General features: G+C 70.8%; 14 protein-coding genes. 10 read left to right on the top strand and 4 right to left on the bottom strand.

The features are described from left to right. The first annotated feature begins 63 nt into the window (after positions 1–63). The 7 genes from AB0A65_RS18030 (at position 64) to AB0A65_RS18000 (ending at position 6,903) form a co-directional block, all read left to right on the top strand. Entirely contained in the window at positions 64–717 is a 654-nt protein-coding gene (locus AB0A65_RS18030) for a GntR family transcriptional regulator (RefSeq protein WP_359952477.1), read from the top strand. Positions 718–785: 68 nt separating this feature from the next. Beyond that, entirely contained in the window at positions 786–1,532 is a 747-nt protein-coding gene (locus AB0A65_RS18025; RefSeq protein ID WP_359952475.1) for a sulfite exporter TauE/SafE family protein, read from the top strand. A 14-nt stretch (positions 1,533–1,546) separates the two neighbouring features. Beyond that, positions 1,547–2,743 carry an amidohydrolase gene (locus tag AB0A65_RS18020; protein WP_359952473.1) on the top strand — a complete coding sequence of 399 codons (1,197 nt, stop codon included), beginning with the start codon at positions 1,547–1,549 and terminating at the stop codon, positions 2,741–2,743. A gap of 140 nt (positions 2,744–2,883) precedes the next feature. After that, on the top strand, positions 2,884–3,636 hold the full coding sequence (locus tag AB0A65_RS18015; RefSeq protein WP_359952471.1) for an ABC transporter ATP-binding protein: 753 nt from the start codon (positions 2,884–2,886) through the stop codon (positions 3,634–3,636). Further along, positions 3,633–4,481 carry an ABC transporter permease gene (locus tag AB0A65_RS18010; RefSeq protein ID WP_359952469.1) on the top strand — a complete coding sequence of 283 codons (849 nt, stop codon included), beginning with the start codon at positions 3,633–3,635 and terminating at the stop codon, positions 4,479–4,481. The genes AB0A65_RS18015 and AB0A65_RS18010 overlap by 4 nt, the downstream gene beginning before the upstream one ends. Positions 4,482–4,507: 26 nt before the next feature. Then, positions 4,508–5,650 carry an ABC transporter substrate-binding protein gene (locus tag AB0A65_RS18005; RefSeq protein WP_359952467.1) on the top strand — a complete coding sequence of 381 codons (1,143 nt, stop codon included), beginning with the start codon at positions 4,508–4,510 and terminating at the stop codon, positions 5,648–5,650. A gap of 62 nt (positions 5,651–5,712) precedes the next feature. Then, positions 5,713–6,903, top strand: coding sequence for an amidohydrolase family protein (locus AB0A65_RS18000; protein WP_359952465.1), 1,191 nt, complete (start codon positions 5,713–5,715; stop codon positions 6,901–6,903). Between the two features lie 3 nt (positions 6,904–6,906). Here the strand turns inward: AB0A65_RS18000 and AB0A65_RS17995 are convergent, their stop codons facing one another. Next, a complete protein-coding gene (locus AB0A65_RS17995; RefSeq protein WP_359952463.1) occupies positions 6,907–7,275 on the bottom strand; it encodes a DUF5319 family protein in 369 nt (122 codons plus the stop codon). A gap of 186 nt (positions 7,276–7,461) precedes the next feature. Between AB0A65_RS17995 and AB0A65_RS17990 the strand changes: the two genes are divergently transcribed. The 3 genes from AB0A65_RS17990 (at position 7,462) to AB0A65_RS17980 (ending at position 10,587) form a co-directional block, all read left to right on the top strand. Continuing rightward, positions 7,462–7,689 carry a hypothetical protein gene (locus tag AB0A65_RS17990; protein WP_359952461.1) on the top strand — a complete coding sequence of 76 codons (228 nt, stop codon included), beginning with the start codon at positions 7,462–7,464 and terminating at the stop codon, positions 7,687–7,689. A gap of 261 nt (positions 7,690–7,950) precedes the next feature. After that, complete coding sequence (guaB, locus tag AB0A65_RS17985; protein ID WP_359952614.1) at positions 7,951–9,441, top strand: IMP dehydrogenase; 1,491 nt, start codon at positions 7,951–7,953, stop codon at positions 9,439–9,441. A 24-nt stretch (positions 9,442–9,465) separates the two neighbouring features. Further along, on the top strand, positions 9,466–10,587 hold the full coding sequence (locus AB0A65_RS17980; protein WP_359952459.1) for a GuaB3 family IMP dehydrogenase-related protein: 1,122 nt from the start codon (positions 9,466–9,468) through the stop codon (positions 10,585–10,587). A gap of 50 nt (positions 10,588–10,637) precedes the next feature. On the opposite strand, the gene AB0A65_RS17975 is transcribed toward AB0A65_RS17980, so the two are convergent. The 3 genes from AB0A65_RS17975 to AB0A65_RS17965 are packed head-to-tail and all read right to left on the bottom strand — an operon-like array spanning position 10,638 to position 13,388. Beyond that, entirely contained in the window at positions 10,638–11,066 is a 429-nt protein-coding gene (locus tag AB0A65_RS17975) for a hypothetical protein (protein WP_359952457.1), read from the bottom strand. After that, positions 11,063–11,989 carry a hypothetical protein gene (locus AB0A65_RS17970; protein ID WP_359952455.1) on the bottom strand — a complete coding sequence of 309 codons (927 nt, stop codon included), beginning with the start codon at positions 11,987–11,989 and terminating at the stop codon, positions 11,063–11,065. The genes AB0A65_RS17975 and AB0A65_RS17970 overlap by 4 nt, the downstream gene beginning before the upstream one ends. Beyond that, complete coding sequence (locus tag AB0A65_RS17965) at positions 11,973–13,388, bottom strand: hypothetical protein (protein ID WP_359952453.1); 1,416 nt, start codon at positions 13,386–13,388, stop codon at positions 11,973–11,975. Before AB0A65_RS17965 ends, AB0A65_RS17970 begins: the two co-directional genes overlap by 17 nt. Between the last annotated feature and the right edge of the window lie 225 nt (positions 13,389–13,613).

Genomic DNA, 13,613 nt, shown 5'->3' with positions numbered 1-13,613 from the left:
CCGCGTTCCGGGGGCGAGGGAGTGTATACGAGAATGGTGGCCTGATCGTAGTGGAGGGAATCCATGGCTGGGGACAAGGGTCCGCGGCGGGCGCCGCAGGAAGCGGTGCGCGCGGTCCGCGAGGACATCATCCGGGGCGTGTTCGCCCCCGGCGAGCGGCTCACCGAGGACGCCCTCGCGGCCCGGTACGGCGTGTCGCGCGTGCCCGTCCGCGAGGCCCTGCGGGTCCTCGAAGCCGAAGGGTTCGTCGAGGCCAAGCCCTATGTCGGGGTCTTCGTGAAGGAGCTGAGCGAGGCCGAGGCGGAGGACCTCCTGGAGCTGCGCTCGGTGATCGAGCCGATGTGCGCGGCCCGCGCGGCCCGCAACCGCACCCCCGAGCAGCTCGGACGCCTCAAGGAGCTCGTGAACCTCGGATGGGACGCCGTGCGCGAAGGCCGCCTCGAAGAGGTCCCGCGCCTGAACTCCCGCTTCCACGAGGTCATCGCCGAAGCCTCCGGCTCGGAGGTCCTGGGCCAGATGATCCGCCAGCTCAGCCAGAAGATCGCCTGGGTCTACGCGGTCGGCCTCACCCTCCGCGCCGAGGACTCCTGGCGCGAGCACGAGGAGATCCTCGCGGCCCTCTCCGCCGGGGACGCCGACCGCGCCTCGGGCCTGCTCGGCCAGCACATCCTCCGGGCCACCACCGCCTACCGCAGGCGCCTCCGCCCGGAGTCCTGAACGCCTCCCGAACCGCCCCGCAAAACGTTGTATACGATTGGGTCCGCCGCCGCTCCCGGAAGGACCCCATGGACCCGCAACACCTCGCCCTGCTGCTCGCCGCCGGATTCGGGGCGGGCCTGTGCAACGCCATCGCCGGAGGCGGCAGCCTCCTGACGTTCCCGGCGCTGCTCGCGATCGGGCTCCCGCCGGTCCCCGCCACCGTCACCAACGCCGTGTCCGTGTGGCCCGGGTACGCCGGGAACGCCTTCGCGCTCCGGGGGCACCTCGCCGGGTTCCGGCCGGTCCTCCCGCGCCTGGTCGCCATCGCCGCCGTCGGCGCGGTCGGCGGCACCGTCGCCCTCCTCGCCGCCCCGCCGGAGGTCTTCACCGCGCTCGTCCCGTACCTGATCCTCTCGGCCACCGCCCTGTTCGCGTGCCAGCCGCTCATCACCAGGCGCCTCGCCGCCCGCGGCGGCGGCCCCTCGACGCCCCTGCTCTACGCGGGCGTGTTCATCGGCGGCGTCTACGGCGCGTACTTCAACGGCGGCATGGGGATCGTGTTCCTCACCGCGCTCGCCCTCGGCATCGACGCCGTCATCGGCCGCCTCAACGGCCTCAAGGCGCTCCTGGCGCTCACCACCGGGACCGCCGCGATGCTCTCCGTCTCGATCTTCGGCCCGGTCGACTGGCTCGCCGTCCTGATCCTCGCGCCCGCGTGCCTCCTCGGCGGCTTCGCGGGCGCCCGGCTCGCCGACCGCCTCCGGCCGATCGTCTTCCGCGTCGTCGTCATCGCGTTCGGCACCGCCGCCGGGGCCGCGATGCTCCTCACCTGACCGAAAGGACCGCCATGACCGACCTCCTCCTCAGGAACGGCCGCCCCTGGACCCCCGGCCTCCCCCTCAGCACCGCCGACATCGCAATCGCCGACGGCCGCATCGCCGCGGTCGGCCCCGACCTCGACCTCCAAGCCGCGCAAGTGATCGACCTCGACGGCGCGATCGTCCTCCCCGGCCTCGTCGACGCCCACTGCCACCTCGACAAGACCATGTTCGGCGGCCCCTGGACCCCCAACACCGGCGGGCGCACCCTCGAAGGCCGCATCAGCAACGGCGAGGGCCGCCGCGCCGAACTCGGCGTCCCCAGCGCCGACTACGCCGCGAACCTCCTGCGCGCCATGGCCGCCGCCGGGACCTCCTTCGTGCGCAGCCACATCGACATCGACCCCGAGGTGGGCCTCGGCGGCGTCGCGGCCGTGCGCGAAGCCGCGGCCCGCCTCTCCGGCGTCGTGGACGTCGAGCTCGTGGCCTTCCCCCAAGGGGGCCTGCTCACCCGGCCCGGCGTGCCCGCGCTCCTCGAAGCGGCCCTCGCGGACGGCGTCGGCACCGTCGGCGGCCTCGACCCCGCCGGGTTCGACCGCGACGCCACCGGCCAGCTCGACCTGCTCTTCGACCTCGCCGAACGCCACGGCGCGAACATCGACGTCCACCTCCACGACCGGGGCCTGCTCGGCGCGTGGGAGTACGAGCTCATCATCGAGCGCACCAAGGCCCTCGGCATGGCCGGGCGCGTCGCCATCAGCCACGCGTACGCCATGGGCGGCCTCGAACCGGACCACCAGCGGCGCATCGCCGAGGCCCTCGCCGAAGCGGGCGTCGCGATGATCACCTGCGCCGTCGGCGGCGCCCCGGTCGTCCCGGTCCAGCTCATGGCCGAGACCGGCGCGCTGCTCGCCCTCGGCAACGACGGCATCCGCGACCTGTGGACCCCGTACGGCGACGGGGACATGCTCCGCCGCGTCAACCAGGTGTCCTTCCGCGACCGGCTCATGTCCGACCCGGAGATCGAGCTCGCGCTCGCGGCCGGGACGCACGGCGGCGCGGCCGTCCTCGGCCTCGACGGGTACGGCCTGGCGGTCGGATGCAACGCCGACCTGCTCGCCGTGACCGCTTCGGCCCCAGCGGAAGCCGTGGTCAGCGTCCCGCCGCGGAAGCTCGTCGTCAAGCACGGCGCGGTCGTCGCTCACGACGGCGTCCTCGCCGACTGATCGTATACGAAACATCCGCGTCATCGTCCGGACCGGAGCCCGCAACGGTATACCGGTAGAACTTGAGTCATGAACGCACGGCTCAACTCCGAACACGGGCACGGGCCGGGTCATGTATACGACCGCCTCGGGCGGTCGCGATGAGCATCGACCCGGCCCTCGCCTTCCGCGGGACCTCCCTGACCTTCGCGAACGGCACCCGCGCGCTCCACGGCATCGACCTGGAGATCCGCCCCGGCGAGCTCGTCTCGCTCGTCGGCCCCTCCGGCTGCGGCAAGTCCACGATGCTCCGCCTCGCCGCCGGGTTCGAGACCGCCACCTCCGGCGCGGTCGAGGTCGGCGCCGGCCGCCTCGGCTACGTCTTCCAGGAGGCCACGCTCCTGCCCTGGCGCACCGTCGCCCGCAACGTCGAGCTCCCCGCCGAACTCGCCGGCGTCCCCAAGGCCGAGCGCCGCGCCGCCGCCCGCGACGCGATCGAGCGGGTCGGCCTGGCGGACTTCGCGAAGCACCGGCCCTCGCAGCTCTCCGGCGGGATGCGCATGCGCGCCTCGATCGCCCGCGCCCTGACGATGAAGCCCGAGCTGTTCCTCTTCGACGAGCCCTTCGGCGCCCTCGACGAGATCACCCGCCAGCGCCTGAACGAGGAGGTCGGCGGCCTCTTCGCCCGCGAGGGCTTCGCGGGCGTGTTCGTCACGCACTCGGTCCCGGAGTCGGTGTTCATGTCGACCCGTGTGGTCGTCCTGCGCGGCCAGCCCGGCGAGGTCGCCGCCGACATCCCCGTCCCGTTCGACTTCCCCCGCGACCCGGAGCTGCGCTACACGGCCGCGTTCGCCGACGTCGCCGCCGAGGTCTCGGCCGCACTGCGCGGCGCGAAGCGAGAGGTGGCCGCATGACCGCCGTCATCGAAGCCCCGGAAGCGGAGGCACCGCAGGCGAAGCGCCGCCCGAAGCGGCTCTGGCCCTTCACGACCGCGCCCGTCCGCGTCCTCGCCCCGGTCGCCGTGTTCGCGCTGGTGATCGCCGCGTGGGCGGCCTCCAGCCACCTCCTCGTCCCCGAGGCGTCCCGGTTCCTGCTGCCGTCCCCGGAGGCCGTGGTCGCGGAGGGGCTCCTCGACCCGCTGGCGCGCACCGAGATCCTGACGGCCCTGTGGAACACCGTGCAGGTCGCCCTGTGCGGCCTGCTGATCGCGATCGTCCTCGGCGTGGTGTTCGCGGTGGCGATGAGCCAGGCCCGGTGGGCCGAGTTCTCCCTGTACCCGTACGCCGTGGTGCTCCAGACGATCCCGATCCTCGCGGTGGTGCCGCTGTTCGGGTTCTGGTTCGGGTACGAGTTCGGGTCGCGGGTGATCGTGTGCGTCATGGTCTCGCTGTTCCCGGTCGTCACGAACACGCTCTTCGGCCTCAAGTCCGTGGCCGCCGCCGAGCACGACCTGTTCACCCTCCACGGCGCGACCCGCTTGCAGCGCTTGTGGAAGCTCCAGCTCCCGGCGGCGCTGCCCGCGATGATCTCCGGGTTCAAGATCTCCGGCGGCCAGGCGATCATCGGCTCGATCGTGGCCGACTTCTTCTTCCGCCAGGGCGTCCCGGGCGTCGGCCGCATGATCGACGTCTACCGCCAGCGCCTCGCCACCGAGGAGCTCCTGACGGCCCTCCTCCTGTCCTCGCTCGTCGGCTTGTGCCTGTTCTGGGCGTTCGACCTCCTCGCCGGACGCGTCGACCGCCTGCACGGCAAGCGATAACCCTTCCATCCCCTTTGGAGACACCCATGCACCGTGACCTCATGAAGCGCCGACTCGCCGCCGCCGCGGCGGCCCTCACCGGCGCGAGCCTCCTCGCCGCCTGCACCGCGACGACCGTCGACGTGCCCGCCCCCACCGGCGAGGGCGTGCTCGCCGACATCTGCCCTTCGACGATCGTGATCCAGACGGACTGGTTCGCCACCCCCGAGCGCGCCGCCGCGTTCCAGCTCGTGGGGCCCGACGGCACCGTGGACGTGGAGAAGGGCGCCTACACCGGGCCCCTCGGCGACACCGGCGTCAACGTCGAGGTCCGCCTCGGCGGCCCCTTCCTCGGCGGCCAGCCGGTGCCCGCGCAGATGTACCAGGACACCTCGATCACCCTCGGGTTCGTGCCCACCGACGACGCGGTGCGCGCGAACGCGGAGTTCCCGGTCACCGGCGTGTTCGCCTCGCTGGAGGTGACGCCGCAGATCGTCATGTTCGACCCGGCGACGTACGACATCGACTCCTGGGACGACGTGAAGGCCACCGGCGCCCCGATCGTGTATACCGAGGGCAAGGTCTTCATGGACTACCTCATCGCCCAGGGGTACGTGGACCCCTCGCAGGCCGACGCGTCCTTCGACGGCACCCCGAGCCGCTTCGTCGCCGAGGGCGGGCGGGTCATGCAGCAGGGGTACGTGTCGAACGAGCCGTACCGCTGGGAGCACGACGTCGAGGGCTGGATGAAGCCCACCGACTACCTGATGATCGACGACGCCGGGTACGAGGTCTACCAGCACGCCTGGTCGGTGCGCTCGGGTGAGCTCGACGAGCTGGCGCCGTGCCTGACCGAGCTGGTGCCGATGCTCCAGCAGGCCCAGATCGACTACGTCACGGACCCGGAGCCGGTCAACGAGGCGATCCTGCGGATCGCCGAGACGATCCCGGACGGGCCGCCGATCACGTTGGAGGGCAACGCGGACTCAGTCGAGGTCCAGCTCGCGGAGGGCATCGTCTCCAACGGGCCGGACGCCACCCTCGGCAACTTCGACACCGAGCGCGTCGACCGCGTCATCGCGGCGGTCCTCCCGATCTTCGAGGGCTACGGCGAGACGATCCCGGACGGCCTCAGCGCCGACGACCTCGTCACGAACGAGTTCATCGACCCGGCCATCGGCCTCCAGTAACGCCGTCAAGTCCCGCCCGGCCGCCTCGGCGGCCGGGCGCTCCCGTCCCCGGAAGGACCCCCGTGCCCCCACTCGCCCGGATCACCCGCGCCCGCACCGCCGACGGCCTCGCCGACCTCCACATCGAGGGCGGCCGCATCACCGACGCCCCCGGCCCGGGGGAGGTCTTCGACGCCGCCGGGCGCGTCGTCCTTCCCGCGTTCACCGATGCGCACGTCCACCTCGACAAGGCGTTCCTGCTCCCCGCGATCGAGGACGCGCTCGCCGCCGAGGGCACCGCCCTCACTCCCGACCTCGGCGACGCCATCGCCGCCGTCGCGCGACTCCGCGACCGCCTCCCCGCCGGCACGGTCGCCGCGGGCGCCCAGCGGGCCGCCGACACCTTGCTGCGCAACGGGACCACCGCGGCCCGCGCGATGGTCGAGATCGACCCCGCCACGGGACTCGACCTCCTCGAACTCCACCGCGGCCTCGACACGCGCCTGGACCTCCAGCTCACCGCGTTCCCCCAGCGCGGCCTCGAACTCCCCGGCCAGACCGACCTCATGCGCGCCGCGATGCGCGAAGGCGCGCACGTCGTCGGCGGCTGCCCCTACGTCGACGCCGACCCCGCCGCGCACCTCGACTTCGTGTTCGGCCTCGCCGAGGCCACCGGCGCACCCGTGGACCTGCACCTCGACTTCTCCGACGACCCCGCCGCGTCCCAGATCCGCCTGGTCGCCGACCGCACCCGCGCCCTCGGCCTCCAGGGCCGCGTCGCGATCGGCCACGTCACGACCCTCGCCGCCATGGACGACCCCGACCAGGCCCTCGCGGCGCTCGCCGACGCCGGGATCGCGCTCGCGGTCATGCCCGCCACCGACCTCTACCTCGCGGGGCACCCGCGCGCCGCCTCCGGCGGCTTCGCGACCCGCTCCGTGGCGCCGGTGCTGCGCGCCGCCGAACTCGGCGTGCGCGTCTCGATCGCCAACAACAACCTCTGCAACCCGTTCGCGCCCTACGGGAACGGGAGCCAGCTCCAGGCGGCGTGGCTCGCGGGGCTGCTCTTCCGGGCCGCCGCGCCCGCCGACCGCCGCGTCCTGCTCGACGCGATCACCGCCGGCCCGGCGGCCGTCCTCGGCCTCCCCGAGCGCGGCCCGGTCCCCGGCGCGGTCGCCGACCTCGTGGTGGTGGACGCCGACCGCCTCGGCGACGTCGTCGTCCAGTCGCCGCGCATCGCGGCCGTCGTCAAGGACGGGGCGCTGGTCGCCTAGTCCTCAGCCCTCCTGGCCGTGCGTCTTCAGCCAGCAGTCGCAGAACCCGCGGGCGTAGTCCCAGGTCACGTAGTGCGCCGGGTCCGGGTCGAACGCGGGCTCGTGGACCTGCGCGCAGTTCGCCTCCAGCAGGCCGCGCAGGTTCGCCATGAGCAGGCCCCACGTGAAGTAGTGCGGCTCGTCGCAGTCGGCGCAGTCGACGACCACCCCCCGGAAGCCCTGCGGCTGCAGGACCTTCTCGAACATCTCCAGTTCGTGGAGGTCCTCAAGGAGGTCGGCGCGGTCGTCGTCGTCCAGCTCGGGTTCGAACGGGGCGAGCGCCTCCGCGTGGTCGGGATCGTCGGCGAACGGGTCGCGAGGCTCCTCATACACGCTTCCCAGCCTAACGCCACCGCGCGCCCGCGCGCCCGAGCACAGCGCGACGTGGCCAGGTGGGCGCGGGTGCGCGGCCCGGGACTCCCGGATGCGTGCCACCATCGCGATCGGGTGCTGACACGGCGTGCGCCGCTGGTTAGGCTGGGCCGCAAGTAACCCCGACGGATGCGAGGAGACGGGCACATGGACGGTTTCGGCGAGAACGTGGAAGAGATCTTCGACGACGTCGTGGACGGGGTCGCTGACGCGGTCACCGACATCGACGCCACCGAGGTGTGGGAGGACGTCAGCGACGGCGCCACCGAGGCGTGGGACGCGGTCTCCGGGAGCGAGGTCTTCGAGACCGTCTCCGAGGAGGCCGGAGACCTGGCCGGGAACCTGGCCGACGAGGCCGGCGACCTCTTCGAGTAACCCCCCTCACCCGCTTCCCCTCACCCGCACACCCTTTTCACTCATCGGACCGGCCCCGGCGACACCGTCCGGGGCCGTGCCGATTCAGCGGATGACCGGATGCCCAGCTCCCCGCCGTGAATCACACCCCAAGGGGACGTGTGCGACGCGGGGCGACGCACGTTACGGCACTACCATTGGCCCATGGCGTTCTCAGGGGATTTCGGAATTCAAGGGCTCGAAGGCGCTGCCGGCGAGCGTGTCGGAGGCACCACGGTGCCCATGGGCGCGGCGAGTGCGATCCCGCTCGGCCTCACCTATGACGACGTGCTGCTGCTGCCCGGCGAGTCCGACGTCGTTCCGGCGGGGGTCGACACCTCCTCCCAGCTCACCCGCAACATCCGCATCTCGGTGCCGCTCCTGACCGCGCCGATGGACACCGTCACCGAGGCCCGCATGGCGATCGCCATGGCCCGCCTCGGCGGCCTCGGCATCCTCCACCGCAACCTCCCCGCGGAGGAGCAGGCCCAGCAGGTGGACCTCGTCAAGCGCTCCGAGTCCGGCATGGTCGCCGACCCGGTCACGTGCTCGCCCGAGGACACCCTCGACCAGGTCGACAAGCTCTGCGGCAAGTACCGCATCTCCGGCCTCCCCGTGACCGACGAGAAGGGCAAGCTCGTCGGCATCATCACCAACCGCGACATGCGCTTCGAGACGGACCACACCGTCAAGGTCTCCACGGTCATGACCAGGGAGAACCTCATCACCGCGCCCGAGGGCGTCTCGCAGGACGAGGCCCTCGAACTGCTCAAGAAGCACAAGATCGAGAAGCTCCCGATCGTCGACGGCGACTTCTACCTGCGCGGCCTCATCACCGTCAAGGACTTCGCGAAGCGCGAGGAGTTCCCGAACGCGTCGAAGGACGACTCGGGGCGCCTGCGCGTCGGCGGCGCCATCGGCGTCGGCGAGGACCAGTACGCGCGCGCCGGGCAGCTCGTCGAGGCGGGCGTGGACCTCCTCGTCGTCGACTCCTCCCACGGGCACTCCCGCGGCGTGCTCGACATGATCGCCTCCATCTCCAAGGACTTCGGCCACAAGGTCGACATCATCGGCGGCAACATCGTGACCGCGCAGGCCGCGGCCGCGATGATCGAGGCGGGCGTGGACGGCATCAAGGTCGGCGTCGGCCCCGGCGCGATCTGCACGACCCGCGTCGTCGCGGGCGTCGGCGCCCCCCAGGTCTCCGCGATCATGGACACCGTCCGCGTCGCCCGCGAGCGCGGCGTCCCGGTCATCGCCGACGGCGGCATCCAGTACTCCGGCGACATCGCGAAGGCCATCGTCGCTGGCGCGTCCACCGTCATGATGGGACAGCTGTTCGCAGGCTGCGCCGAGAGCCCCGGCGAGCTCATCTACATGAACGGCAAGCAGTTCAAGCAGTACCGCGGCATGGGGTCCTTGGGCGCCATGCAGTCCCGCGGCCAGGCGAAGTCCTACTCCAAGGACCGCTACTTCCAGGACGCGGTCGACTCCAACGACAAGCTCGTCCCCGAAGGCGTCGAAGGTCAGGTGCCCTACCGCGGGACCCTCGCACAGGTGGTCTACCAGCTGGTGGGCGGTCTGCGTATTGCGATGGGGTACACCGGGGCCGGTACCATCGAGGGGATGCATGAACGCGGCCGTCTGGTCCGGATCACCGCTGCGGGCCTCAAGGAGAGCCACCCGCACGACATCCAGATGACCGTGGAAGCGCCCAACTACCACACGCGGTAGTCGGGCCCGGTAGGAGGAGAGACTGTGCGGGAATTGGTCGAGATCGGCCCCGGCAAGATCGTGGCGCGCGGCTGGAGGCTGTCCGAAGTGGCGCTCGTGCCGACCCGGCGCACCAGGGACATCGATGATGTCTCCACCGAATGGCAGCTCGACGCCTACCGCTTCGAGATCCCGGCCGTGGGGCACCCGTCCGACGCGACGATGAGCCCGGCGTCCGTGATCGAGATGGGCCGCCTCGGCGGCCTCGGCGTCCTGAACGGCGAAGGGCTGTGGTGCCGCTACGTCGACCCCACCTCGCTGCTCAAGGAGCTCGCCGACACGCCGGCGGAGAACGCCATCGAGCGGCTCCAGGAGATCTACGCGGAGCCGGTGAAGCCCGAGCTCATCGCCGAGCGGATCGCCGAGATCCGCGCCGGCGGGATCACCACGGCGATCCGCTTCAGCCCGCAGCACACGGCCGAGCTCGCGCCGCTCGCGGTCGAGGCTGGCGTGGACCTGCTGGTCATCCAGGGCACCATCGTCTCCGCGGAGCACGTCTCCTCCGGTGGCGACGTCCTGAACCTGAAGCAGTTCATCGCCGACCTGGACATCCCGGTCGTCGTGGGCGGGGCCACGAACTACAAGACGGCGATGCACCTGATGCGCACCGGCGCGGCGGGCGTCATCGTCGGGGTCGGCTCCGACGACTGGTCGACCACCGACACCGTCCTCGGCATCGACGTGCCGATGGCCTCCGCGATCGTCGAGGCCGCCGCGGCGCGCCGCGACTACCTCGACGAGACGGGCGGACGCTACGTCCACCTCATCGCCGACGGCGAGGTCACCAACTCGGGCGCCATCGCCAAGGCCGTCGCCTGCGGCGCCGACGCGGTCATGCTCGGCTCGATCCTCGCCGACGCCGCCGAGTCCCCGGCCGCCGGCGCCTGGTGGCACTCCGCCGCCTCCCACCCGAAGCTCCCGCGCGGCCGCTTCCGCCCGGGGGACTCCGGCGACGTCGAGGTCCCCGACCTCGAAGCCATCCTCTACGGCCCGTCCAACTCCTCCGACGGCTCCCAGAACCTCTTCGGAGGCCTCCGCCGGGCCATGGCCAAGACCGGCTACACCACGGTCAAGGAATTCCAAAAGGCCAGCCTGGTCACCGCCTAACTCACGAGCCGAATCGGGGCCCGGACGCTGATGCGTCCGGGCCCCGGCGCTTACTCGGAGTCCTGGCCTTCCGGTACCGACTGGTCCTGAAGCAGCCGGTCCGCGAACTGCCGCCAGTCTTCCGGGACGAAGCCCCACCAGGCGGCGATCACCCGCCTCCGGCCATCGGCGCGGACCTGGTAGAGGCGCCCGCTGTAGATCGAGTACTCCAGGCGCTCGAACTTCCGTCGCGGAAAACCCGACCCTGAACCGCGGAACACGCTGCGGGTCTGCGGATCGTAGACGAGGTCCTGAGCGCCGACCAGGGGGCCGAAACCGGCGGCCAGCACCATGCTCGGTAGATAGATCGTCAACGCCGTGAGGTCCCGCTCCACCGATTCGGGCAGCAAGATGCTCGACACGATCCCGAGCACCCAAATGACCAGCCCGGCGATGAAGATCCGACGGAACCGGCGCCTGTTCACGCGCACAGTGATCATGACTCTGCCTCCGCGCTGGCGGGTGCGACGGGTCGGAGGTCCTCAAGGAACCGGTCCACGAACGCCTTCCATGTGTCCTGGTCGCGGGCCCAGCCCCGGGCGACGCGCCGCCGCTTCCCGTCGGCCCGCACTTCGAAGAGGCAGCCCCAGTAGACCGAGTACTCCAGCCGCTCGTACCCCGCGCTCGGGAACTCGCGGGCCGAGCGGCCGAGGGACTTGAGGCTGACCCGGCCGTCCTCGTAGATGAGGACCGGCCTGAGGATGAGCGGCAGCAGGCCGAAGAGGATGTAGGCCAGGCCCGCGAACGGCAAGGGCCCGAAGGGGTCGTAGTTGTCGGGGGTGTCCAGCCAGAAGAGGACGTTGAGCAACTCCATGGCCAGCCCGACGAGCATGAAGCCTGTGAAGAACCGCCAGCGAATGCCGACCTTGACCGCGGATTCGGCGACCACCGAGGAGGGGTCCGCCCTGCCCGCCCGAGGATGGTGGTGTGCGAGGAAGACGTCGACGAACGCCGCCCAGGAGTCCTTGTCCATCAGGAACGAGTTGCCGACGACGCTGCGCCGCCTGCCGCTCGCGCGCACCAACTCAAGCCGCCCGCGATAGATCGAGTATTCGAGGCGGTCTCCCTCGCGCCAGGGGGGACAGTTGATCACGCTTCTGATCTGCTGCCGACCCACGTCGTAGGTGAGGAGGTTCCTTCCCACTATCAGGGCCACGGTGCCGAAGACCGCTCCGAGCATCGGCGAGTACAACAAGGCGCCGAGGAGGAGCCGACTCTCGACATCGAATCTGGCCAAGAGGTAGATGCCGAGCGCGAATGACGCAGGGGTCAGCGGCCAGCAGACCGCGACCATCCAGATGAGCAGGCGGCGCCGGTTGCGAACTGTGATCAGGGTCGTCGAGGGTTCAGAGGGATGAGCCATTTGGGGTGTCTTCCGTTGTCGAGGAGAGCCGCTGATGCGCGATGAGCGCGTCCGCGAGTGCGCCCCAGTCGGTGCGGTTCATGTACCAGCGGGGGATCTGGAGCCGTTTGCGCTCGCCGTTCGGCCGCACCTCGTAGACCTGGGCGTCGTAGATCGAGTACTCGACCCGCTCGTAGCCGCTCGAAGGAAAGACCTTGTGGCGGTTCGTTCCGGGACGGATGACGACCCGGCCCTTCTCGGGATCGAAGGTCAAGAACCGCCAGAACGACAGGTGATTCACCACGTCGACTCCTGTGACCAACAGGAAGATCGCGATCACGCCGTACAGGACTTCGTAGGCGAAGCCGGATTCGCTCGGATCGAACATGATGAACACGGCCCCCAACCCGAGGCCGCCAACTGCGACCGGGACGGTCCGCCACAGGCTCACCCGCACCTGGACCTTGGAGGCGGCACCAGTTGCACGCGGCTCGGGGTCGGGAGCGCTGGCGAGCAGCCGGTCCACGACCGCCGACCAGTCGCCCGGGTTCAACCAGCGCGACATCCGGACGAACCTGCGGCGCCTGCCGCTGGCGGCGATCTTGTAGATGGTCCCTGTGTAGATCGAGTAGTCGAGCCGCTCAGTCGGGTTCCCCGGGAACCACCGGGTCTCGGAGGTCGCCCAGACACGGGTCGTAACCGCTCGTCGGCGCGGGTCATATCTGAAGCACACTTTGGCCCAGAGCGCCTGGATTGAGCTGGGAACGAGGTGTGCCCCCGCGAGGACCACCACGCCTGCCAGCCACCAGTCGAGGTTCGACCATTCATCGTCGGTGCCGATGAAGAGGAGCATTCCGGAGACTTCGAGCACGGTGCTGGCCGCGAGCAGCAACCAGACCCGGCGAAGGTTGTAGCGGACGTTCAGCAGCTCTCGAACCGGAGGCGGAGGTGCGGGAGGCAGCGGCGCGGGCGGCGCGATCGGTTGCGGCCTGGGGGCGATGGCGGCGAAGACCGCCCAGTCGTCGGGGTGGATCGTCCAGCGCCAGAGCGAGATCTTGCGGGATCTGCCATGCCCGTCGGCTTGGTGGAGCCTACCGTTGACGAATTCGAGGCGGTCGTAGTTCCGGCGGGGGAAGGTTCGCTTGGTGCGTCCCCAGTTGACTTCTTCGAGCACCTGGTCGTCGAGGCGGTACCGGTAGGAGAGGAGCCCCACCAGGCCGATCAGGCCGAGACCGACCGCTGCGGGTCCGGGGAGGACCAAAAGGTTCACGAGGTGGTTCCAGTACCCGATGTCGAGGGGCATGAAGTAGCTGAGGGCGGCCGTGATCGGAGTCCCGGCCGCGACCAGGATCGCGAAGTTGCGGCGGTTGGGGCGGAGTTTGAGGACCCGTCTGTCGGGGTCGGGGGAGGGGGCGGCCATATGGGGTGTCTTTCGTTTGCCGAGAGGGGGAGGGGTGCAGGTCGACGGCATGATCGTAACCGGATCAGCCGTTCGGGTGGGGGTCGGCGATAACGGGGGAGGGTTGGTCCCCTGCTCGGGGATTTGTGCCTCCGCACACAGGTATCTGTCAGGTAGGCCACGTATCCTTGCCACCGTGAAGCGCAAGATTGGCCCCGTTCCCACAAGGAGTGGGGAACAACACAG

This window comes from Glycomyces sp. NPDC047010 (genome assembly GCF_040644205.1).
GTDB lineage: Bacteria > Actinomycetota > Actinomycetes > Mycobacteriales > Micromonosporaceae > Glycomyces.
Note: the sequence above shows the minus strand (reverse complement) of the source record. Positions and strands in the feature narration are given on the sequence as shown.